The following is a 22,129-nucleotide window of genomic DNA, read 5'->3' on the forward strand; positions in this document are numbered from 1 at the left end:
GCGGTTTAAATGGGCTGTTTTTATTTCGCTAATGGACAATACGGACATTTATCTGTATTCGGAAGTTCTTTATACAAACAACATGTCACTCGTTTGAAATTTGCCATAGCGTCCAGTGCTAGTTGGTTTTTCAGATATTGTTTAAAAGGGGAGCGGCGCATCGCGGGTTTCCAAGTTTCATCTTCCAATAAAACATCTAAGTCTTGTTGCGCAAACAGTGAATTTTCTTGAAGTAGCATCGAGTACATCCACAAGACATAGCCCCACACATTCTCCCACAAAATTAACTTTGCAATTTTTCCACGCTTGCTTAAATAGTCGACGACAGGATGCCCATACGATTCAAGAATAAAGCGGATATCCTGTTCACGGTTTTGTGCGCTTCTAAAGCTGGCAGCCGGAACAGAAAAAAGAATCGTCTCGTTTTCGATGAATAATGAAATATCCTCCAAATCGCCCGCCCATAGTAAATCATATTCACTCAAAAAATGCAGTTGCGCGGCAATGAAAAAACCATGCCTTCTCATGTAAACGGACGATGCAACAGTATCATCTGAGGCGCCTGACAAGCTTTTGACCTTTTCGAATAGCTTATCGCTTCCCGATTCGGATAAAACATCTGCAACCGATGAAAATACGTTCGACTGTTCACCTACATGTACACTGAAACGTTTCAGTGCGTCTAGCTGATCCGGCTGTAGATCAGGCACCTGTATTGCTCCGGAGTTCCGTCACGACGCAGCGGCCGCGCCCATAAGGAACGCAATGCGGTGTGCCGAATAGTGGATCTGTTGAAACCTGGCATTCCATCCCGAATACAGCACGGACTAAATCACAGTTGATAATATCTTCCGGTCTACCTTGCGCGTGGACGCCGCCATCTTTAATGGCCACGATATTATGTGCATAACGCGATGCCAAGTTCAAGTCGTGCAGAACCATGACAATCGTACGGCCCTTTTGTTCATTTAGTTCAAACAACAGATCCAATATTTCAATTTGATGTGTCATATCAAGGTATGTCGTCGGCTCATCCAACAAAATGACATCTGTATCTTGAGCCAGTGTCATCGCAATCCATGCACGTTGACGCTGACCGCCTGACAATGTGTCAATTGATTGGTCCCGAAGTTCGCTTATCCGGGTTGCTGCCAGTGCAGCTTCCGTTTTCTTCGTGTCTTCTTCAGTCCATCTTGAGAGCCAAGATTGGTGCGGATAGCGTCCTTGTTTCACAAGATCGTGTACGGTCAATCCTTCAGGCGACACAGGACCTTGTGGAAGAATGCCCATTTTCTTTGCAACATTTCGTGAAGACATCGAATGGATATCCTTACCTTCAAGTAAAATAGAACCATCCGCAGGTTTTAAAAGACGGGCGATGGAACGCAGTAACGTGGATTTACCGCAGCCGTTACTACCGACGAAAACAGTAATCTCACCTTTTGGAATCGATAAATTCAAGTTTTCGAAGAGAAGTTTATCTTGATAGCCGATTGATAGGTTGTCGGCTGTTATTGAAGTATACATAGGAATGCCTCCATATCTATAGGAAATCTAAATAGCTTTCATTTTCAATTAGAGATAAGCATAGCATATTTGGTGTCCATTGAGAATGATAATCAATTATTTCAGAAAAAACTTTACAAAACTGCATAACCAAGTTTAAAATATTAAATGAGAATGATAATCAATGAATGTGTAAATGGAGGAATGTTCAATTATGAAGAAGTCCATAAAGGCGCTGCTTGTTTTAACAATTTTTGCAGTAGTGTTAGCCGGTTGTTCATCGAAGAAAGAAGAAGACAAAGCTGTAGAAAATGAAAAAGCGGACGCAAGTATAACAATTACAGGCGTTAACGGTGAAGTGACACTTAATAAGCCTGCGAAAAAAGTTGTTGTTTTGGAATGGACATATGCGGAGGATTTGTTGGCAGTAGGCGTTCAGCCTGTTGGGATGGCAGATATAGAAGAATATCATAAATGGGTGAATATTGATGCGGAGCTAAGCAAAGACGTAGCGGATGTCGGCGGCCGCCAAGAACCGAATTTGGAAGCGATTGCTGCATTGGAGCCGGATTTAATCATCGGTACGAGTTTCCGTCATGATGGGATGATTGCAGATTTGGAAAAAATCGCACCTACCGTCATTTTTAATCCGTATCCTGAAGATGAAAAAATAGATTTGTATCAAGAAATGACGACAACATTCAACGAGATTGCTAAGGCTGTTAATAAAACGGACGAAGCGAAACAGGTATTAACTGACCTGGATACAAAGTATGCGGAAGCGACAGAAAAAATCAACGACGCCAATTTGAAAACAAAAGATGTGATTTTGACACTTGCTTACACGGGGCCTCAAGCGCCGGAAATCCGTGTATTTACACCAAACTCAATGGCTTCAATAATTTTAGGCAAAATCGGCCTAAACAATATCCATGTGCCAGACCAATTTGAAGTTTTCGGTTCGAGCACATATAACGTAGAGGGGTTAACGAAGTACGAAAATGCAAATTATTTGTATAGCGTACAAAGCGAGGACAATATTTATGATAAACAATTAAAAGATAACGCCGTGTGGAAAAACCTTGATTTCGTGAAAGAAGACCGCTTGTATGATCTCGGCGGAGATACTTGGTTATATGGAGGTCCTCTCTCAGCTGAAACATTGCTCAATAAGATCACAAGCACGATGGTGAGTAAGTAATGGCAAGAAACACTTCAGGAGCACGATCCTTCGGTGTCATGATTATTGGGTTGTTCCTGTTGGTTTTATTATCTTTCATTCACTTAACGCAAGGACAAGCGGATTATTCAATTTCGCAATTAATAAAAGAAGTGTGGACGGAGGGGCGAGTACAGGATATCGTGCTCTCTCTTCGTCTTCCCCGTTTAATGATAGGGATTCTTGCTGGTGGAGCGCTTGCTGTTGCGGGTGCTGTTTTGCAGACGTTGACGAACAATCCATTGGCGTCCGCAAGCACATTAGGCATTAATGCGGGAGCATATTTTTTCGTCGTCGTCTCGATGATCTTCTTTCCATCGCTTCTCGGTAATTTTCCATTTCTAGTCGCATTAGCGGGTGCTGTACTGTCATCTGTTCTAGTTGTCGTACTTGCGGGCAAACAAATGGAGCCGGTACGCGTTGCGCTGACAGGAATGATCATATCGTTATTGTTTGCGTCGATGACAGGTTCTTTACAACTATTATTCGAAAATCAAACGAACGGTCTTTTTTTATGGGGCTCGGGCACGCTTGTTCAGTTGAATTGGGAAGGCGTGTCATTTGCGGCACCAATTATATTGGTTTTTTTCATCCTCGCATTAATTTTAGCGAAACCAATGGACACGCTTTCGCTCGGTGAAGACATTGCATCGTCTCTCGGTCAAAATGTCCGTTTTGTTAAAGTACTTGCGTGGGCTGTTGCAATTGTGCTTGCAGCTACAATGGTCAGTGTTGTCGGGCCAATCGGTTTTGTCGGTTTAATGGCGCCGCATATCGTCCGGATGCTTGGTATTCACGGACATTTGCATATTTTCCTGCAGTCGTTTCTATGGGGAAGTGTCATACTGATCGGAGCAGATGTGTTAGGAAGGTTGATCCAGCCCGGGCAAGAGGTTCCAGTTGGTGCAATGACCGCTTTAATCGGCGGGCCATGGTTGTTGTACTTGGCATGGAAAACCGCAAAAACGCATAGTCGGGGCGACCGTCAAATGGGCGGTACATTGGAGCCGATGAAACTGCCGGTTGTCATCACAATCGTTGTTGCACTCATTGTCGTTGTGATTTCATTGGCCTTATCGTTTAACGGTTCAGCTTGGACGACGGAATGGTTGAAACCTGTCGTCTGGAATTTCCGGGTACCGCGAGTATTGACGGCGTTCATCGTCGGAGTGATGCTTGCAATTGCCGGGGTATTGTTGCAAGGAGTGCTACGAAATCCGCTGGCGGATGCAAGTATTTTAGGTGTCACATCGATGGGCGGTGCCGGAGCGATGATGCTCCTCGTATTATTTCCCGCCATTCCGGTTGAATACATGCCGCTCGGTGCGGTCATGGGAGCTGCCATCGCACTCGGTATTATTTTAGGGACGTCATGGAAAAACAATTTCCAACCGATGCTTGTAGCGCTTATGGGAATTGCGATTTCCGCGTTCGGATCGGCTGCAACACAAGTATTTGTCGTAAAAGCAAAATTAGCTGTCGCCGCTGCGCTCGTCTGGCTGTCAGGAAGTACATACGCCAAAGGGTGGGATGATGTACAGCTAGCCATTTTGTTATTTGCAGTGTTCATCGGACCGGCCGTCTACCTGACACGCAGTTTGGATACGCTGACCTTCGGGGACGATGTGGCGGCGGGTCTTGGACTGTCCGTTAAATCAACCCGTGTTTGGGCATTGGTCGTCGGTGTCGCCATAAGTACGGCCGCCGTAGCGATTGTGGGGACGGTTGGCTTCGTCGGGCTTGTAGCGCCTCATATAGCGCGCCGATTAGTCGGTTTCCGCCATCTGCCTTTGCTAGTCGTATCCGGATTATTAGGTGGGTTGCTTCTTGTCACCGCAGACTTTGTCGGAAGGATTGTCATTGCGCCAAAAGATATTCCGAGCGGATTGATTGTTGCGCTTATCGGAACGCCGTATTTACTTTATCTCTTGCGGAAAATGAAATAAAAATGGAACTGAACACGGATTTTCAACTATAATAACAAAAGAGTAAATAAAAAGTGTCTTTTTCTCCCAATAACCAGGAGAAAAAGACACTTTTTATTAGTACGTGGGAAGCGATTAATGTGACCGGCATTAAGGTAGACAGAAGACTCGTAACAAACCAGGGCTTTTCTTCCACTTTGAATTCTTTCAGATTAAATAACGGTCAGCCGATAATTATGGAGGAAATCACGATAACAATGCCATATACTGATGATTTTCCAACACTAGCAATCGCTGTTGGTCAAGGGTGAGGGGGAATAATATGAGCAGTCGGCGGCCTGCTCGTTGCGTTTTTAGGTGGTCGAAATGTCCTTTATATGTACGGCGGTATTGTATTAGATGACTACTTTACGGTTTTACGGCGATTGCTTGACTTTCGCTTGTATTTCTAGGATTCACTGGAATTTTTCAATAACAAATAGGATTGCCGTGAACGTACTTCTACAAAAGTCTTCAAGTACAGAGGAACTGTCTAAAATTTATACTGTAAAAGTACATTGGTGTCGATATTATTCGCGGTTTTGTCATTCAAAAAAAGAGCTATAAACCAAGGCGGTTTGTAGCTCTTTTTGATGAATTGTTTGACAAGGTGTGAACTTTTAAAATTACTGTATTGATCGGATACCTTGATATCTATTCAGTAGAGTGTCCAGTTCCTGACTATACGCAACGACAATCGGATGGGTAAATCCAAAATGTTTTGCATTTATATACATGTCTTGTCTTTTTGATTTTATTTTTACGGATAGTACGCGTCTTGCAGGAACTTTTTTTATCATCTTAACTTCCCTCCGTTTTACTTTTTATGGAATCAATATTTTTAAATGTAATTTACAGTAAAGTATTTACAATTAGTCATACCTACGTCTTTCCCGAAATGTTAAAGTGTTAAACCTATTATTAATGAATTTTAAATATTTGATGATTTTACGAGAAATTTTTCCATTTCTTATTCATGATATAATGGGGGTATTATGTACGAAAGAAAGAGGCACGGATATGGCGCAACAATGGAATATGAAAACGTTCATGAAAGGCGCGTCGATTCTGACGGTTTCTGCAATCATCGTGAAATTGCTTGGCGCGGTCTACCGGATTCCTTTCCAAAATCTTGTCGGCGACAAAGGGTTTTATATTTATCAACAAGTATATCCGTTTATCGGTATTTTTATTGTCTGGACGTCTTATGGCTTTGCGGTGGCTGTATCGAAACTGCTTGCGGGGAGTACAAATAGCGGTCGAACGAAAGCAATAATGCGTGTGGCTTTTTTTTACCTTCTGTTTTTATCAATACTGTTTTTTGTCGTTTTAACATTCTTTGCTCCTTTTTTCGCGAAATCCATGGGCGATTCCGGGTTAACACCCCTTTTACGAGCGGGTGCATATATCGTTCTGCTCATGCCCGCGCTGGCGGTTTTGAAGGGTTCATTCCAATCGGATGGTCGTATGGTACCGGTTGCAGTTTCAGGCGTCGGCGAGCAGGCTTTCCGAGTGACGGTGATTTTGATCGGGACATGGATTGTGGTACGGACAGGCTCTTCGCTTTATGTAGCGGGTGAAGTGGCGATGTGGGGGGCGGTTATCGGGGAGAGTGCAGGCGTTGTCATTCTAGCGCTTTATTTCCGGAATACGTTCAAGGGACCGCTGGAAAATGTGGATACATGGCAAGTGGTGAAAGAATTGACGGTTGTTAGCTTGGGGGTCAGCGCAAGTTCACTCATTCTCCTGATGTTTCAGCTCGCCGATTCATTTACGGTCTACAATATTCTTCTATCGAACGGTTTTGTCGAGGATGAGGCAATGGAGACGAAAGGTGTCTATGATCGAGGACAACCGCTCGTGCAGATGGGGATTTTAATCGCTTCGACACTGGCGCTCGCCATTGTTCCACTTATCGCCCATCACTCGACAAAAAAGTCTGGACGGGGAGCGTTGCCATTTATCCAGCTAACGTTCCGGACGGCTTTCCTATTCGGATGGGCCGCCGCCGCAGGGCTTGCACTCGTTTTGCCCTATGTGAATGAAATGCTGTTTCAAACACGTGACGGCTCCGTGGCAATCATTGTTTTCTCGCTACAAATTTTTTGGCTGTCGCTCATTTTACCGATAACAGCGATGCTTCAAGGTGCAGGAAAAGTGAAAGTACCGACGTTACTTCTTATTGTAGGACTGCTAGTGAAAATAGCTGCAAATCTACTCTTCGTTCCTGTTTGGAATGTCACGGGCGCGGCAATAGCGGGTAATATCGGTTTTGCTACAATTACAGTTGGATTGATACTATATTTTAAAAAGGTCTGGCCGATCCGCTTGGCACCTGCCCGCTTTTATGGATGGGTAACAGGGGCTACTGCGGCTATGGTTGTTGTTGTTTTGCCGTGGATGCTTATTGCAGACGTGGTTTTATTCGACAGGTTATCAAGTCGGATCGGGGCGACAATTATTGCACTAACGTCCGTTGCAGCGGGCGCGAGTGTTTTCCTTTTCGTCGTTATGAAATCACGTATAATGGCAGAGAAGGAATGGTATCTACTGCCATTCGGCAAGCGGTTGGCTACATTGCAATTACGACTCATTAAGAAAAGGTGAATGACATGCATCAGTTGACAATCATCGGTCTTGGCGCAGGCGACCTTGACCAATTGGCCCTCGGGACATACCGGAAATTAAAGGAAGCGAACCTTATCGTAGCGCGTACGGATCAGCATCCCGCCGTCGCTGAATTAAGAGCAGAAGGAATTATTCTGACAAGCTTCGATGAAATTTATGAGAAACACAACTCATTCGAGCAAGTATATGATGAAATCGTAGATCGGCTGCTGACTATGTGTGCAGAACAACCGGTGACATATGTTGTACCGGGACATCCGCTTGTGGCGGAACGAACAGTCCAATTATTAGTCGGGAAGGAGCGCGAAGGTATAGTTCAGCTTGAAATTGCGGGCGGAAACAGTTTTCTTGACCCGATTTTCGCTGCGCTGCGTATTGACCCGATTGAAGGATTCCAGCTGCTCGACGGTACGGATATGAAACGCGATGAGCTTTATATGACGCAGCATGTGCTGATTGGACAAGTGTACGATGCATTCGTAGCGTCCGAAGTGAAACTTTCACTGATGGAGAAATACGCTTACGATCACCCAGTAACGATTGTGAAGGCGGCCGGTTCATCAGGTGAGAAAATTAGCACGGTCCCGCTATTTGAACTGGACCGTGTGACTGAAATCGACAATTTAACCACTGTATACGTACCGCCTGTAGTCGAACGGGAAGCAAGGTTGAAAGACTGGTCGACATTCAGGGAAATCATCGCCGCACTGCGCGCTCCGGACGGTTGCCCGTGGGACCGTGAACAGACGCATGCATCATTGAAGCGGTATTTGATTGAAGAAGCGCATGAACTGCTTGAAGCAATCGATAACGAAGATGATGATGCGATAATTGAAGAACTTGGTGACGTGTTGCTTCAAGTGTTCCTTCATGCTCAAATCGGGGAAGATGACGGTTACTTTGCGATGGAGGATATACTTCAATCGGTCGGTTCGAAAATGATCCGCCGGCATCCGCATGTTTTTGGCGATAAGAATGTGAAGAATTCTGAAGAAGTCCTGCAAAATTGGCAAGAAATTAAGCAAGAAGAAAAACCGCAACCCGCATCGCTTTTGGCAGGGCAAGAACGACCTACATCATCACTCCTGACGTCACTCAATTACCAGAAAGAGGCGGCAAAGGTCGGTTTTGATTGGCCGACGATTGATGGTGCATTTGAAAAGTTCGAGGAAGAATGGATGGAATTCCGCAAAGAACTTGAAAGTGGAACGAAATATAGTCAAATGGACGAGCTAGGCGATGTCCTGTTCACAATCGTCAACATATCTCGCTTCCTTAAGCTATCTCCGGAAGAAGCGATGGTACATGCCAATCAAAAGTTCAACAGACGGTTTTCATTCGTCGAAAAAAGTGTGAAAGATGGACGGGGCGAGTTTGCTGACTATACACTTGACGAACTTGAAGCATTTTGGCAATTAGCGAAAGAAGGGAGTGATAATTATGAGACTCGATAAGTTCTTGAAAGTATCCCGCCTCATCAAAAGGCGTACACTGGCAAAGCAAGTAGCCGATCAAGGCCGTATAACGATTAATGAAAAAGTTGCAAAGGCATCATCCGTAGTGAAAGAAGGCGACGAACTAGCCATCCGTTTCGGTCAGAAAGTTGTTACGGTGAAAATCAATATGTTGAAAGATACGACGAAAAAAGATGATGCCGCCTCAATGTATACCATTTTGAAGGAAGAGAAACTTGAAAAAGTGGAGCCGGAATTCATAGATGACGAAGACTGAAGGACATGACAGGGAATCTTCCTGTCATGTTTTTTTATGTCCTGGCATAAGATGGCTGTGAACGTACAAGCAAAGGGGGAAGCATATAATGCAATTTCAAACCGACAGTCCTACGTACGCAATTCCATCAGGAGACCACGTCGTTACGATGCGCAACAGAAAACGGATGGATCTCACATCGGTAAAATCGATCGACCGCTTCGATCAGGAAGAATTTCTCGTTCGGACATCTCAAGGGTTATTGCAAATCAGAGGAGAGGAACTGCGCATCGTTCATCTCGACGTCGATAAAGGACTCCTTACATTGGAGGGTACGGTCGCCACGATTCAATATGATGAAGAAGAATCAGGCTCAAAAGGTTTCCTCCATAAATTGTTTGGATGAGTCTATCCGTCCAATTTCTTAGTCTGCTCGCTATGATTGGGACGGGCATTGTTGCCGGGGCGTTCATGGACATGATTGGAACCGGGACCGCGCATGCCGGGAAGCAATCAATCATCCGGAGGCGTGCGGCCTGGATTGAGGTAATTGGCTGGATACTTGTCGGATGTGGGACATTTTATATTCTATTTCTTGTAAGGGATGGGGCTTGGCGGATGTATGATCCGTTAGCCCAGGTCAGCGGGTTATTACTTTACGCGACGATTTTCCATAAGCCCTTCCGACTTTTCGGAAGAGTCATTTTGGCGCTGCTCATAAAACCGCTGTGGTTCCTGGCACGTCTGATTGTTTCTTTTATCCGGCAGATCATTCGCTTCATCATAAAAGTCTTTGCAGTACTCTCCACACCATTTGTAAAAATATTCCGTATCGTTTCAGGGAAACTCTTTAAAAGAAGAGTGAAATGAGATATAATCTATGGAATAACAATTTGTACTGTGTGAAGAGAGGATGTGCGGGACATGCAACAAAAGCAACAGAGGAAATCGTCCGAAAGGGTCGCATCGATTGAAACTGAATATGTCCGCTCCCTTCAAAAGAAAGCATATCGGAAGAATGCGCGGAAAATTCGTTTATATCGAAGACTAACGATATTTGCCATCGTAGCAGCCATTATCCTTGGCGGTCTGACGAATATGTTCTTCAACCAAAAACAGGAATTGGCAGCGAAAGAACTGCAAAAAGCGGAGATGTTATCTCAGCTTGAAGACGTGCAAGAAGAACAAGATATGCTGAAAAGACAGCTTGTGAAATTGAATGACGATGACTATATCGCCAAGCTTGCGCGCAAAGAATACTTTTTGTCTGAAAAGAGCGAAATAATTTTTGCGATACCGGAAAACAAGAAAAAAACGGAAAAAAAGGCAAAAGGAAAAGAGTAGTCTTATTGACACTCTTTTTTTATTGGCTATAATGGAAGTAAGGATCCTGCAAATTGCAGGGCTCATTAATACGGTTGCAAGGCTCCCAGCGCGGGGCCCGCTTAAATTTTAAGGAGGAGCATTTTTTTTATGTCAATTGAAGTAGGCAGCAAGCTAGAGGGTAAAGTAACAGGGATCACAAACTTCGGGGCATTTGTTGAGCTACCGAACGGTTCAACAGGCCTGGTCCATATTAGTGAAGTGGCGGATAATTATGTCAAAGACATCAATGATCACTTTAAAGTCGGTGACATGGTTGAAGTAAAAGTGATGAACGTCGGTGCAGACGGTAAAATCGGGTTATCCATCAGAAAAGCGAAGCCTGAATCTGAGCAGCGTCCAGAACGTCCTCAGCGCCCGCAACGCCCGCGTCAAGGTGGTCGTCCCGCTCCTGATCGTCCGGAGAACTTTGAACAGAAGATGGCAAAGTTCATGAAAGATAGCGAGGAGCGCCTCTCAACATTGAAGAGAGCGACAGAATCGAAACGCGGCGGCCGTGGTGCAAGTAGAGGATAACTTGCTAGCTGTTTCAATTCATGAAAAAATGTACAATAGTATGAAGAAACGCGGTGGTCGAGGGTTATTACCCTTGATTGCCGCTTTTTGGTGTTTTTATATGGAAGTATTCTGAGAGTACCATAGGCAGTAAAGGGGTAGTCATGGGAAATGCAAACGAAGTCATGGCGATCTCGAAGATAATTATGACCCGCGTAAATAGTCATAGTCCATCAAATAATTACCCTTAGTATTATTATTTCAAAATCAAAAAAACCGTTTCTATGTCGTAAATCTGTGACATAGAAACGGCTTCGTTCTATTAGTATGGCGGCAGAGGGGATCGAACCCCCGACCTCACGGGTATGAACCGTACGCTCTAGCCAGCTGAGCTACGCCGCCTTAATCGATTCCTCAAAAGCGCTTGTTTGTGCTATTCGGAACAACAATATTTATAATACAAGTGAACTCTGCAAGTGTCAACCCATTCTAAAGAAAAAAGAAAAATCAGTTCGGAATGAGTCGAAAGATTTTGTCTTCTCTCTGTCACGAACAGACAATTTCCTGCCGTTTGCCTATGTATACTCAGAGCATAGTAGACATAGGGGGAATGGGAAATGAAACTAATAGATAGTGTAGTGCGTCCGGTGGGCCATCCGATTGCTATGTATCTCGAGATGATCGGGAAGCGGAAAATGCATATTTCAGTTGCACTCCTTTTTTTATTTGGTTCCTTTTTCTTATCACAAGCCGTTTTGTTCGATGCGGCGGTGCCGTTTTTCTTGCCGGTTTGGGCACTGGCGAAGGCGCGCTTTAGAAAGCATCTTATATGGGTGTTCATCGGGGGGATGTTTGGCAGTGCTTTTCTTGGGCTTGGACAAGCTGTTATCCATCTATTGATGATTGCTTTATTCAACGCAGTCATTAAATATCCGATAATGCGAAAATCGATACCACTTACAGTGGCTACCAGTCTCATTGTTGTCCAAGTGTTATGGCAATTTGTTATGCATGTTGGACAGCCGCCGGTGAACGTTCAATTGTATATTGGCTTTGAAGCGGTTCTTGCCTTATTTATGACCTTTTTTCTTTTTGTTGCATTTCCTCCTGCGGACCGCATCTTTTTTGGGAAATGGACGCCTGAACGGCTTGGTGCCGCTTGCCTTGTCGGTGCGATGGCAACAACCGGTATGAGTGGAATAATGATAGGACCCGTATCGGTTTCGGGCACGCTCATTCATGTGACGATCTTACTGGCAGCACTTGCAGGCGGACTTCCGTTTTCAACGACAGTCGCGATGATTATCGCCGCCATTGTAGGATTGGCGGAATTATCATTCACTGGAATGATGGCGGTGTATGGCATGACCGGTTTCTTTGCAGGCACACTGCGTCGTTTTGGGAAAATCGGCATAGCGGTAGGCGGAGCTTCCGTATCGGTGTTTTTCTTTATGTATGATTTGACATTGCCGCTTGATACTTCGCATTTTGTGACAATCGGATTTGCCACTGTTCTATTTCTATTGTTCCCTACGAAAAGACTTGAGCCGATCCGACAAATCTTTTATCCCGAAAGCACGGAGGTCGCTGAAAAAAGACAAAAGTGGTTGTCGGAGCGGCTTGACGAACAGCTATCTGACTTTCAACAGTTTTCCGAGTTCATGTCAACGCTTGTCAGCGACCGATTTTCTCCTCAAGATAATGGTGCCGATTTATCATCGCCCCAAGTCGTACCGAAAATCTGTCAGTCCTGTTTCCGATATTCGAAATGTTGGGAGGGTGCGGAAGATAACATAGGTGGACTTCTCAATGAATGGGAAGCGACCTATTCCATGACAAAAAAAGCAAGGCGACACCGGGTCGAGGAAAAGATTAAATACAAATGCATACGGTTCAACGGGCTTGTGACGGAGCTTGAAGAACAAGCTGCCAACCGCCTTTTGACGGGGCAACTTCAACATGGCCGAAAAATGCTGGCTCTTCAATTAAGGGATATGAGTACACATCTTGATAAAATAATGAACGAAGTAAAAGAGGATTTGTCCGTTTATAAGCCTGCCGAGGAGGAGCTGGCGAAACGGCTGCAAGAGAAAGCTATCGAGTACTTCCAGATAGACATTTTATCGGGGGAGAGGGGCGCGCGTCGTGTCATCTGTTGTATACCTGAGAAAAGATCCGACTTTGAAACGGATACGACTGTAGCGGAAAGACTTATCCTGCCAGTCCTTGAAGAAATGTATGACGAACCATTCCGGGTGACCAAATCCGTTGTGTTACAAGATCCTTTTCCGCATATTCAACTGACATTCGGTTCGGCTGTCCGCTTTTCGCTGGATTACGGCATTGTTGCAACGGCAGGCGGCGAAACGTTCCATGCCGGTGATGCATACGAGGTATTCCCTATTCATGAAGGATTAACGGCGGTTTTGTTGTCGGACGGAATGGGCCAGGACCTCAATGCATATCGTGAAAGCCGGAAGGTGATCCGTCTGATGAGGGAATGCCTAGACCGAAAAATGGATCCCGAAACAGCTATGCACACACTTCATTATATGATGTCATTAAATGGGTTGGACGACATGTATGCCACTCTTGACCTGGCACTCATTGACTTACAGGATGGTCGGATTTGGTCATGGAAAGCTGGATCAATGAGTACGTACATTAAACGAGGGGAAGATTTCTTAAGGCTGGACAGTAAATCCGTCCCTGTCGGTTTTCTGCCGTCCTTTTCTATTGAGGCGAAAAATGAAGAGCTGAAATCGGGGGATATAATCGTTATGTTGACGGATGGCATTTTCAACGGCGACATCCCGCTCGAGAAACAAGAGAAATCATTGTACAGCACCCTTGATAAGTTTGGAGGTCTAGAGTGCGATAAAATTGCAGACCGTATTATGTATGAAATGGAGCGGAAATTTGGCGTAATAGGAGATGACCGTACTGTGTTAGTTATGAAAGTCGACCACGTACTGCCCAAGTGGTCCAGTTTTACACCATATTCACAAGTTATTTCCCGGGAAAAGGCGATTGGATAACTATTCGGAGCCCCCGCTTATGTAGAAGTGGGGGCTTACGGTAACTTTATGGTAAAATTTCATAAAGAGGATATTTGTAAAAGGAGGGCGACCGGTAATGGATAGCTTCAGACAGGTAATTTTTCGCTTCATCAAAGATTGGTCGCTTGTCGCCCCGGGTGACCGTGTTCTTGTTGCTTGTTCGGGCGGGGTGGATTCAGTGGCGCTTCTCCATTTCATGGCCTCAAATCGAAAAAAAATGGGAATTGAAGTTGCCGCAATTCATGTCGATCATAAATTGCGCGGAAAAGAGTCTGCAATCGACGGTACATTCGTGGAAACAATGTGTGAAATGCACGGACTTCCATTTTTTGGTGGAAGTGTTCCGGTTCCGGACATCATCGAAAAAGACGGCGGTAATGTGCAAGCCGTATGCCGCGACGGGCGGTATGCATTTTTCACAGATATTATGCAAGAGCATAGTTACAGCGTGTTGGCGACGGCGCATCACGCGGAGGATCAGCTGGAAACGGTATTGATGCAAATGACAAAAGGTCGTATGCCTTCAGGTATACCCGTGAAACGCGAGATCGATGGAGGGCTTCTAATCCGACCTTTCCTGCCCGTCATGAAGGCGGAACTATATTCATATGTTGCGGAAAATGACTTACATTATCGTGAAGATCCGAGTAACGGAAGTGATACCTATCTGCGCAATCGTTTCCGCCACCGGGTCCTCCCGTTTGTTTTGAATGAAAACCCGGCGGCCGCCGAAAATGCAGTGAGAATGACGGGTTTGCTTCAACAAGACGAAGAGCTGCTTGAAACACTTGCGCAGGACCGTTTGGATGAAATCATGACATTCACAGAAGCGGGTCTGCCCACCGTTGATGGAAATGCTTTTTCTGACATGCACCAAGCTTTACAAAGGCGTATGATTACACTACTATTGAAGTATATTTACGATGGGGAAAATGTGCCCGTGAAATATAATTCCGCACTCATAAACCAGCTGTTGTATCACCTGGCTTCACAAAATGGCAATGTATCCATTCACCTTCCACGCGGTTACCGATTTGTTCGGGAATATGACGTGCTGACGTTCGTTCGTGATACACCAAACGAGGAAATGACCGGGCAGAAAATATTGCCGAAGGGTACTTGGACCAGTTGGGGAAATGACTTGCAAATTTATTGGAACGAAGCGGATAACCCCGCTGAAGAATTACTCACAGATTCAGATGAAATCATGTATTTTGATCTGCCCCATTCCGCATTTCCCTTGTCTATCAGAAGAAGAGAAGATGGGGATCGAATCCTGTTGCCCGGAATGGAAAATCCAAAGCGTTTATCCAGGTTATTTATCGATGAAAAGGTTGCCATGACAGAACGCGACCGTTTACCGATACTTGTCACTGCACAAGGTGAGGTGTGTGCGGTTCCAGGAGTGCGATATGGAGTACCGTTTTCTGGAAATAGGACAGATCGGAGTAAGTACATAGTTAGTACAAGAAGGTTGTCACTGATTTATTAGGAAAGAGGAGGAATATCGATGTTGGAGAAGGATATCGAAGAAGTACTGATTACAGAGGAAGAGATTCAAGGGAAAATACGTGAGCTTGGTGCGGTATTGACTGAGGAATACCAGGATAAGTTCGTGCTTGCAATCGGCGTATTGAAAGGCGGATTGCCATTCATGAGCGATCTCATCAAGCGCATAGACGCTTACATCGAACTTGATTTCATGGACGTTTCGAGTTACGGCAACGCAACGGTTTCATCAGGAGAGGTGAAAATCGTCAAGGACTTGAATACGAGTGTTGAAGGTCGCGATGTGCTTATCATCGAAGATATTATCGATAGCGGCAAGACGTTAAGCTATCTCGTTGACTTGATGAAATACCGCAAAGCGAACTCTATTAAAATCGTCACGCTTCTTGATAAGCCGACCGGTCGCAAAGTGGATCTGAAAGCGGATTACGTTGGTTTCAACGTGCCTGACGCATTTGTTGTCGGATATGGACTTGATTACATGGAGAAGTACAGAAACTTGCCTTATATCGGCGTGTTGAAAAAGGAAATCTATTCATTTTAAACTGGTGCCAAAAAATCTTTTAAAAGGCCGGCGGAAAGTTATTTCTGCTAAGGCATTTCCTTTGGAGGTTGAATCGGACCTGTGATAAGATTTACACTAGTTTTCTGTCTAATGAAATGAGGAGGCTTGGGATGAATCGAATACTTCGATACTTTCTATTATACGGGCTGATATTTCTTGCAATCATGGGGATATTCAGTTCACTAAACAATACAAATCCGAAAATGAAAGAAATTCGGTACGATGAATTTATTACTGCGTTGGAAAGTGGAAAAGTGACGTCAGTAAGCCTGCAGCCCGTTCAGCTTGTTCTCGAAGTGAAGGGTGTAATGGAAGGCTATGAAGAGGGCGAGGAATTTGTGACGAACATCATGAATGATGTCGCTACACAAGAAGATATTCGTACTCTTGCTTTAGAGACCAAAACGGAAATTGTAATCCTTCCGACTCCTGTGGCGAGCGCATGGGTATCCTTTTTCACGGGTCTTCTGCCATTCATCATCATCTTTATTTTGTTCTTCTTCCTGTTGAATCAGGCACAAGGCGGCGGTGGCGGCGGTGGCCGTGTTATGAACTTCGGTAAGAGTAAGGCGAAGCTTCATACAGATGATCGCAAAAAGGTTCGTTTCACAGATGTTGCTGGCGCGGACGAAGAAAAAGCGGAACTTGTGGAAGTCGTTGATTTCCTGAAGGACTCAAGTAAATTCGTCGAAGTCGGCGCACGTATTCCGAGAGGGATCCTGTTAGTAGGACCTCCAGGTACAGGGAAAACATTGTTGGCACGTGCGGTTGCAGGTGAAGCGGGTGTACCGTTCTTCTCAATCTCAGGATCTGATTTCGTTGAGATGTTCGTCGGAGTCGGGGCATCACGTGTACGTGACCTTTTCGAAAACGCTAAAAAGAATGCACCATGTATTATTTTCATCGATGAAATCGACGCAGTCGGCCGTCAACGAGGCGCGGGCCTCGGTGGTGGACACGATGAACGTGAACAAACACTGAACCAACTTCTTGTTGAAATGGATGGTTTTGGCGAGAACGAAGGAGTTATCATCGTTGCTGCGACAAACCGACCGGATATCCTCGACCCTGCACTTCTTCGTCCTGGACGTTTTGACCGTCAGATTACGGTTGGCCGACCGGATGTAAAAGGTAGAGAAGCAGTCCTTAAAGTTCATGCGCGCAACAAACCCCTTGACGATACTGTCAACCTGAAGGCGCTTGCACAACGTACACCAGGATTTTCGGGTGCGGACCTTGAGAACTTATTGAACGAAGCGGCACTTGTTGCTGCAAGACGTAATAAAACGAAAATCGATATGGCGGACATTGACGAAGCAACTGACCGTGTTATTGCGGGACCAGCCAAGACGACCCGTGTCATATCGAAAAAAGAACGCGATATTGTAGCTTTCCATGAAGCGGGTCACGTTGTTGTTGGGCTTATGCTCGATGACGCTGAAATCGTCCATAAAGTAACAATCGTCCCTCGCGGACAGGCGGGCGGTTATGCTGTCATGCTTCCGAAAGAGGATCGTTACTTCATGACGAAACCTGAGCTTCTCGATAAGATTGCCGGACTTCTTGGAGGCCGTGTTGCAGAGGAAATCGTCCTTGGTGAAGTTTCGACTGGAGCTCACAATGACTTCCAACGCGCAACCGGTATTGCACGTTCAATGGTAACGGAATACGGGATGAGCGATAAGCTTGGACCTATGCAGTTCGGGCAGTCCCAAGGGCAAGTGTTCCTTGGTCGTGACTTCAACTCCGAACAGAACTATTCCGAATCAATCGCATATGAAATCGACCAAGAAATGCAACGTATCATCAAAGAACAATATGCTCGTACGAGAGAGATTCTTACAGAGAAACGCGAATTGCTTGATTTGATTGCAACGACGCTTCTTGAAGTGGAAACACTTGATGCGGAGCAAATCAATCACCTGAAAGATCATGGAACATTGCCTGATCGTCCATATGGCCGTTACGGCTTGGACGAGAAAGTTGATGCTTCTGAACCGAAAGTTGGGGGCGATGACACAGTCATTTCCGATTCAACGGGAGCGCCTACGGATCCGTCAATCGGCGATTTGCCGAAAGATTCCACAGGGGACCAACCTCTTAAACCGATTGATGAAGAACGCAGAGATTAAACACCCAATGAGAGCCGACTGTTTCTTTTGAAGCAGTCGGCTTTTTTCTATACGTAGGAATGTGGTATGATGTGTTGGAAAATGACGAAGTTAGCGAGGAAACTATTATGATATTAGTGCTGGATACAGGAAATACGAATATTGTCCTTGGTGTCTATGAACAGGGGCAACTTAAACATCATTGGCGTATGGAAACTTATCGACATAAGACGGAAGATGAATATGCGATGCAAGTGAAGTCGCTGTTTTCGCACGTTGGACTCTCTTTCGAGGATGTAACCGGCATTATCATTTCATCGGTTGTTCCGCCGGTAATGTTCCCGCTTGAGCAGATGTGCAGAAAGTATTTTAACCAAAAACCGCTTGTTGTAGGTCCGGGACTCAAAACGGGATTAAACATCAAGTATGAAAACCCGCGTGAAGTCGGGGCGGATCGTATTGTCAATGCGGTTGCAGCGATTCATGAATATGGGAATCCGCTAATCGTCGTTGATTTCGGGACGGCGACGACCTATTGTTATGTTAATGAAAAAGGGGAGTACATGGGTGGAGCAATTGCACCGGGTATCGGAATATCGATGGAAGCATTATTCGATCGGGCATCTAAACTGCCGCGTATTGAATTGACCAAACCGGATCATGTTGTAGGTAAAAATACGGTGGCAGCTATGCAGGCCGGGATCGTTTATGGATATGTTGGACAAGTCGATGGTATTGTTGCCCGCATGAAAGCACAAAGTAAAATAGAACCCACAGTCATCGCTACAGGAGGACTTGCTGATTTGATCGCAAGTGAAACTACGGTAATTGATATCGTGGATAATTTCCTGACGCTGAAAGGGCTTCATCTCATATATGAAAGAAACATGTAAAAGGAGTAGGGATAAAAATGAATGATTACCTGGTAAAAGCGCTGGCGTTCGATGGGACCATCCGTGCGTATGCAGCCCGCTCAACAGAAACGGTAGCAGAAGTTCAACGCCGCCATGCGATGTGGCCGACAGCGACAGCCGCTCTGGGCCGGTCGATGACTGCAGCGGTCATGATGGGTGCCATGTCAAAAGGCGAAGATAAATTAACGATCAAAGTTAATGGCAACGGCCCCATCGGTTCAATGGTCATCGATGCAAATGCACATGGGGAAGTCCGCGGATATGCATCGAATCCGCAAACACATTTCGACTTGAATGAACAAGGAAAACTTGACGTAAGGCGCGCTGTTGGAACGGACGGTATGCTGACAGTTGTAAAGGATCTCGGTCTGCGCGATTACTTTACAGGACAGGTTCCGATTACATCTGGTGAAATTGCCGAAGACTTTACCGAGTACTTCGTCGTTTCAGAACAAGTGCCTTCAGCCGTGGGACTTGGCGTCCTCGTGAATCCGGACAATACGGTAAAGGCAGCCGGTGGTTTCATTATTCAGGTTATGCCGGGCGCGTCGGATGAAACGATTGGAAAACTGGAAGAGCGTATTGCGAACGTTGAACCGATTTCAACCTTAATCGCCCGTGGTCTGACACCTGAAGAGATTCTCGCCGAAGTCCTGGGGGCGGATAATTTGGAAATTCTTGACCGCATGGATGTTGCATTTGCGTGTAATTGCTCGAAAGAACGATTTGGCAATGCTATTATCGGCCTGGGCGAAAAAGAAATCCAAGAAATGATCGACGAAGATGGAAAAGCGGAAGCGCATTGTCACTTCTGCATGGAAACGTATATGTATCCGAAAGAAGAGTTGGAAGGCTTTATCGATGAAATACAATCGGAAGCCTGATACAGGAACGGAAAGTTCAAAAAAGCGCAAACTGAAGACGAGGCCGCTCGTTATCTTGATTGGAATTCTTTTTGCTTTCAATATTTTCTGGTTTGTCGGTTGGCTTATGCCAAATAAGCCAAAGCAGACAGATGAAGTGGTTGCGTCGGTCTCCGGCGAGCCAATCACCAGGGAACAATGGATGACGGCGATGGAAAAGGAAGTTGGACGTGAAACACTTCTTAATCTTGTGAATGACAAAGTGATGGAAGTGGCGGCGGACCGATACGGGATCAAAGTGTCAGATAAAGAGGTTAATCTTGAAATTGCCCTCATCCGTTCTGTGGATGGCCGCTCCCATTCAGGTCAAGATGAAGAAACGATGCGGCAAAAAATCCGATCCAATCTTATCCTTGAAAAAGTGTTAACGAAAGACGTCGTTGTAAAAGACGGTGCGATAAAGAAGCAATATGATGAAAATAGTGCGCTATACAATATTCAAACGGCTTATCGGACAGCTATCATCGTTGTGCCGACTATGGACGAGGCGAAACAGACGATAGAAGAGTTGTCCAAAGGTTCGAGTTTTGACGTTCTTGCAAAAGAACGGTCGATGGATCTTGCTTCGGCCAGTCTGGGTGGAGATATTGGATACATCAACGATTCAACCGATTCAATCGATAAGGCCATCGTTAAGGCTGCATCCGGTGCGACAGAGAATTCTACGAGTGAAGTGATAGAGTTGAGTGACGGTACATTTGCTGTAGTTCGTGTAAGTGAAGTCGTGAAAGGGCAGTCATTTAAATTCAAGGAAGTAAAAGATCATATCAAGCGCGAACTTGCGCTTGAACAAATTTCGCAATCTGTTAGTCCTGAGGCATTTTGGGAAGAGTTTGATGCAAAATGGTTTTACGGTAAATGAAAGTCGGCTATTCGAAAACCAATGTAAATTGGTCAATCCGGATAGCTTTTCTAATTTCAGGAGAATAAGTGTGAATGGATAGGGAAAATAATACATATAGTGGGCATTCGAACGTTGACAATGAACACAGAATGGTAGTAAGATTAATACAATATAGCATATCAAAATAGTAGGGATTGGGAGAGGGTAATGATGACGTTAGTTGGAAACTCGATAGCAGATCTTGTTGGGAAAACACCTCTTGTTAAAATGAACAGAATGACGGGCGCGGATGACGCGGACGTTTACTTGAAACTGGAATATATGAATCCTGGATCCAGTGTTAAAGACCGCATAGCACTTGCAATGATTGAGGCGGCAGAAAAGTCGGGAGCTCTAAAAGAAGGAAGCACGATTATTGAACCGACAAGCGGCAATACAGGAATAGGCCTTGCAATGATTGCGGCGGCAAAAGGTTATAAAGCCGTTCTGGTCATGCCGGATACAATGAGTACGGAACGACGCAATCTGCTCCGTGCTTATGGTGCAGATCTTGTGCTGACACCGGGTGCTGAAGGAATGAAAGGTGCCATCGGAAAAGCGGAAGAGCTTTCAAAGGAAAATGGATGGTTTGTGCCGCAACAGTTCAACAATGAAGCGAATCCTGAAATTCACCGTTTGACGACGGGTCCTGAAATTGCAGATGCGCTAGATCGTGTGGATGCGTTCATCTCTGGAATTGGAACGGGAGGAACGATTACGGGTGCGGGAGGTGTCTTGAAAGAGCGCTTCCCGGAAGTTCAAATCATCGCTGTCGAACCGACGGACTCTGCTGTACTTTCAGGCGGAAAGCCAGGACCGCATAAAATCCAAGGAATCGGTGCCGGGTTCATACCTAAAGTTCTCAACACGGATATTTATGATGAAATCATTGCAGTGACGAACGACGAGGCATACGATACTGCAAGGCGTGCAGCTCGCGAAGAGGGTGTTCTCGGTGGTGTTTCATCCGGAGCAGCGATTTTTGCGGCACTGCAAGTGGCGAAAAAACTTGGAAAAGGGAAGAAAGTTGTGGCGATTCTCCCATCGAACGGCGAGCGGTACTTGAGCACACCGCTTTATCAATTTGATGAAGAGTAATAGAGGAAGAAAGGAGGAGCCGAGGTGCTCCTTCTTTTTTTGTTGATTAAATGTTTACGTTCCGGTCGTTCCGCTGTGAAATGAGATCAGTTGGCGAGAGTATATGATTTGTCAGCAGTGTATTATGATCGCTCCCCAAATAAAAAGATGCCATCCGCTTTT

General features: G+C 45.2%; 21 protein-coding genes and 1 tRNA gene. 18 read left to right on the forward strand and 4 right to left on the reverse strand.

The features are described 5' to 3' along the window. Positions 1–20: 20 nt before the first annotated feature. Positions 21–710: a hypothetical protein gene (locus HDC33_RS16055; protein ID WP_179393587.1), complete on the reverse strand. Its 690-nt coding sequence runs from the start codon at positions 708–710 to the stop codon at positions 21–23. Continuing rightward, positions 703–1,527 (reverse strand): ABC transporter ATP-binding protein, encoded by an 825-nt coding sequence (locus HDC33_RS16060; RefSeq protein WP_179393588.1) that lies wholly within the window; start codon positions 1,525–1,527, stop codon positions 703–705. Before HDC33_RS16060 ends, HDC33_RS16055 begins: the two co-directional genes overlap by 8 nt. A 193-nt stretch (positions 1,528–1,720) precedes the next feature. Between HDC33_RS16060 and HDC33_RS16065 the strand changes: the two genes are divergently transcribed. The 3 genes from HDC33_RS16065 to HDC33_RS16075 all read left to right on the forward strand — a co-directional run bounded on the left by HDC33_RS16065 (position 1,721) and on the right by HDC33_RS16075 (position 4,961). Next, entirely contained in the window at positions 1,721–2,707 is a 987-nt protein-coding gene (locus HDC33_RS16065; protein WP_179393589.1) for an ABC transporter substrate-binding protein, read from the forward strand. Beyond that, positions 2,707–4,671: an iron ABC transporter permease gene (locus HDC33_RS16070; RefSeq protein WP_179393590.1), complete on the forward strand. Its 1,965-nt coding sequence runs from the start codon at positions 2,707–2,709 to the stop codon at positions 4,669–4,671. The genes HDC33_RS16065 and HDC33_RS16070 overlap by 1 nt, the downstream gene beginning before the upstream one ends. Positions 4,672–4,790: 119 nt before the next feature. Continuing rightward, positions 4,791–4,961, forward strand: coding sequence for a hypothetical protein (locus HDC33_RS16075; RefSeq protein WP_179393591.1), 171 nt, complete (start codon positions 4,791–4,793; stop codon positions 4,959–4,961). Between the two features lie 354 nt (positions 4,962–5,315). On the opposite strand, the gene HDC33_RS16080 is transcribed toward HDC33_RS16075, so the two are convergent. Further along, positions 5,316–5,489, reverse strand: a complete 174-nt coding sequence (locus tag HDC33_RS16080) for an aspartyl-phosphate phosphatase Spo0E family protein (RefSeq protein ID WP_179393592.1) — start codon at positions 5,487–5,489, stop codon at positions 5,316–5,318. Between the two features lie 220 nt (positions 5,490–5,709). On the opposite strand from HDC33_RS16080, the gene HDC33_RS16085 reads away from it, so the two are divergent. The 7 genes from HDC33_RS16085 to HDC33_RS16115 all read left to right on the forward strand — a co-directional run bounded on the left by HDC33_RS16085 (position 5,710) and on the right by HDC33_RS16115 (position 10,926). Continuing rightward, positions 5,710–7,296: a putative polysaccharide biosynthesis protein gene (locus tag HDC33_RS16085; RefSeq protein WP_179393593.1), complete on the forward strand. Its 1,587-nt coding sequence runs from the start codon at positions 5,710–5,712 to the stop codon at positions 7,294–7,296. 5 nt (positions 7,297–7,301) lie between these two features. Further along, positions 7,302–8,771: a bifunctional methyltransferase/pyrophosphohydrolase YabN gene (gene yabN / locus HDC33_RS16090; protein ID WP_179393594.1), complete on the forward strand. Its 1,470-nt coding sequence runs from the start codon at positions 7,302–7,304 to the stop codon at positions 8,769–8,771. Beyond that, the gene (locus HDC33_RS16095; protein WP_179393595.1) at positions 8,758–9,048 is read left to right on the forward strand and encodes an RNA-binding S4 domain-containing protein; all 291 of its coding nucleotides are present in this window, start codon (positions 8,758–8,760) and stop codon (positions 9,046–9,048) included. The genes yabN and HDC33_RS16095 overlap by 14 nt, the downstream gene beginning before the upstream one ends. Positions 9,049–9,136: 88 nt before the next feature. Next, the gene (yabP, locus tag HDC33_RS16100; RefSeq protein WP_179393596.1) at positions 9,137–9,433 is read left to right on the forward strand and encodes a sporulation protein YabP; all 297 of its coding nucleotides are present in this window, start codon (positions 9,137–9,139) and stop codon (positions 9,431–9,433) included. After that, positions 9,430–9,897 carry a spore cortex biosynthesis protein YabQ gene (yabQ, locus tag HDC33_RS16105; protein WP_179393597.1) on the forward strand — a complete coding sequence of 156 codons (468 nt, stop codon included), beginning with the start codon at positions 9,430–9,432 and terminating at the stop codon, positions 9,895–9,897. The genes yabP and yabQ overlap by 4 nt, the downstream gene beginning before the upstream one ends. A 54-nt stretch (positions 9,898–9,951) precedes the next feature. Next, complete coding sequence (locus HDC33_RS16110; protein WP_179393598.1) at positions 9,952–10,371, forward strand: FtsB family cell division protein; 420 nt, start codon at positions 9,952–9,954, stop codon at positions 10,369–10,371. 129 nt (positions 10,372–10,500) lie between these two features. Beyond that, positions 10,501–10,926, forward strand: a complete 426-nt coding sequence (locus tag HDC33_RS16115) for a S1 domain-containing RNA-binding protein (protein ID WP_179393599.1) — start codon at positions 10,501–10,503, stop codon at positions 10,924–10,926. Positions 10,927–11,233: 307 nt separating this feature from the next. Here HDC33_RS16115 and HDC33_RS16120 read toward each other — a convergent pair. After that, positions 11,234–11,307 (reverse strand) — tRNA-Met (locus HDC33_RS16120). A gap of 215 nt (positions 11,308–11,522) precedes the next feature. Between HDC33_RS16120 and HDC33_RS16125 the strand changes: the two genes are divergently transcribed. From HDC33_RS16125 to cysK, 8 genes are all read left to right on the forward strand, one after another. Then, complete coding sequence (locus HDC33_RS16125; protein WP_179393600.1) at positions 11,523–13,943, forward strand: SpoIIE family protein phosphatase; 2,421 nt, start codon at positions 11,523–11,525, stop codon at positions 13,941–13,943. 97 nt (positions 13,944–14,040) lie between these two features. After that, positions 14,041–15,456, forward strand: coding sequence for a tRNA lysidine(34) synthetase TilS (gene tilS / locus HDC33_RS16130; protein WP_179393601.1), 1,416 nt, complete (start codon positions 14,041–14,043; stop codon positions 15,454–15,456). A gap of 18 nt (positions 15,457–15,474) precedes the next feature. Continuing rightward, positions 15,475–16,017 (forward strand): hypoxanthine phosphoribosyltransferase, encoded by a 543-nt coding sequence (gene hpt / locus HDC33_RS16135; RefSeq protein WP_179393602.1) that lies wholly within the window; start codon positions 15,475–15,477, stop codon positions 16,015–16,017. A gap of 131 nt (positions 16,018–16,148) precedes the next feature. Beyond that, a complete protein-coding gene (ftsH, locus tag HDC33_RS16140; RefSeq protein ID WP_179393603.1) occupies positions 16,149–18,170 on the forward strand; it encodes an ATP-dependent zinc metalloprotease FtsH in 2,022 nt (673 codons plus the stop codon). A 107-nt stretch (positions 18,171–18,277) separates the two neighbouring features. After that, a complete protein-coding gene (locus HDC33_RS16145) occupies positions 18,278–19,042 on the forward strand; it encodes a type III pantothenate kinase (protein WP_179393604.1) in 765 nt (254 codons plus the stop codon). 17 nt (positions 19,043–19,059) lie between these two features. Beyond that, positions 19,060–19,947, forward strand: coding sequence for an Hsp33 family molecular chaperone HslO (hslO, locus tag HDC33_RS16150; protein ID WP_179393605.1), 888 nt, complete (start codon positions 19,060–19,062; stop codon positions 19,945–19,947). Next, complete coding sequence (locus HDC33_RS16155) at positions 19,925–20,848, forward strand: peptidyl-prolyl cis-trans isomerase (protein WP_179393606.1); 924 nt, start codon at positions 19,925–19,927, stop codon at positions 20,846–20,848. Before hslO ends, HDC33_RS16155 begins: the two co-directional genes overlap by 23 nt. A gap of 192 nt (positions 20,849–21,040) precedes the next feature. Then, complete coding sequence (gene cysK / locus HDC33_RS16160) at positions 21,041–21,967, forward strand: cysteine synthase A (protein WP_179393607.1); 927 nt, start codon at positions 21,041–21,043, stop codon at positions 21,965–21,967. Positions 21,968–22,129 lie beyond the last annotated feature (162 nt).

The sequence above is a fragment of the Sporosarcina sp. JAI121 genome, from assembly GCF_013408665.1.
In the GTDB taxonomy this organism is placed as follows: Bacteria; Bacillota; Bacilli; order Bacillales_A; family Planococcaceae; genus Sporosarcina.

Coding starts and splice junctions, on each gene's coding strand:
- HDC33_RS16060 (WP_179393588.1), bottom strand. CDS start 1,527: ATGTATACTTCAATAACAGCCGACAACCTATCAATCGGCTATCAAGAT.
- HDC33_RS16065 (WP_179393589.1), top strand. CDS start 1,721: ATGAAGAAGTCCATAAAGGCGCTGCTTGTTTTAACAATTTTTGCAGTA.
- HDC33_RS16070 (WP_179393590.1), top strand. CDS start 2,707: ATGGCAAGAAACACTTCAGGAGCACGATCCTTCGGTGTCATGATTATT.
- HDC33_RS16080 (WP_179393592.1), bottom strand. CDS start 5,489: ATGATAAAAAAAGTTCCTGCAAGACGCGTACTATCCGTAAAAATAAAA.
- HDC33_RS16085 (WP_179393593.1), top strand. CDS start 5,710: ATGGCGCAACAATGGAATATGAAAACGTTCATGAAAGGCGCGTCGATT.
- yabN (WP_179393594.1), top strand. CDS start 7,302: ATGCATCAGTTGACAATCATCGGTCTTGGCGCAGGCGACCTTGACCAA.
- HDC33_RS16095 (WP_179393595.1), top strand. CDS start 8,758: ATGAGACTCGATAAGTTCTTGAAAGTATCCCGCCTCATCAAAAGGCGT.
- yabP (WP_179393596.1), top strand. CDS start 9,137: ATGCAATTTCAAACCGACAGTCCTACGTACGCAATTCCATCAGGAGAC.
- yabQ (WP_179393597.1), top strand. CDS start 9,430: ATGAGTCTATCCGTCCAATTTCTTAGTCTGCTCGCTATGATTGGGACG.
- HDC33_RS16110 (WP_179393598.1), top strand. CDS start 9,952: ATGCAACAAAAGCAACAGAGGAAATCGTCCGAAAGGGTCGCATCGATT.
- HDC33_RS16115 (WP_179393599.1), top strand. CDS start 10,501: ATGTCAATTGAAGTAGGCAGCAAGCTAGAGGGTAAAGTAACAGGGATC.
- HDC33_RS16125 (WP_179393600.1), top strand. CDS start 11,523: ATGAAACTAATAGATAGTGTAGTGCGTCCGGTGGGCCATCCGATTGCT.
- tilS (WP_179393601.1), top strand. CDS start 14,041: ATGGATAGCTTCAGACAGGTAATTTTTCGCTTCATCAAAGATTGGTCG.
- hpt (WP_179393602.1), top strand. CDS start 15,475: ATGTTGGAGAAGGATATCGAAGAAGTACTGATTACAGAGGAAGAGATT.
- ftsH (WP_179393603.1), top strand. CDS start 16,149: ATGAATCGAATACTTCGATACTTTCTATTATACGGGCTGATATTTCTT.
- HDC33_RS16145 (WP_179393604.1), top strand. CDS start 18,278: ATGATATTAGTGCTGGATACAGGAAATACGAATATTGTCCTTGGTGTC.
- hslO (WP_179393605.1), top strand. CDS start 19,060: ATGAATGATTACCTGGTAAAAGCGCTGGCGTTCGATGGGACCATCCGT.
- HDC33_RS16155 (WP_179393606.1), top strand. CDS start 19,925: ATGAAATACAATCGGAAGCCTGATACAGGAACGGAAAGTTCAAAAAAG.
- cysK (WP_179393607.1), top strand. CDS start 21,041: ATGACGTTAGTTGGAAACTCGATAGCAGATCTTGTTGGGAAAACACCT.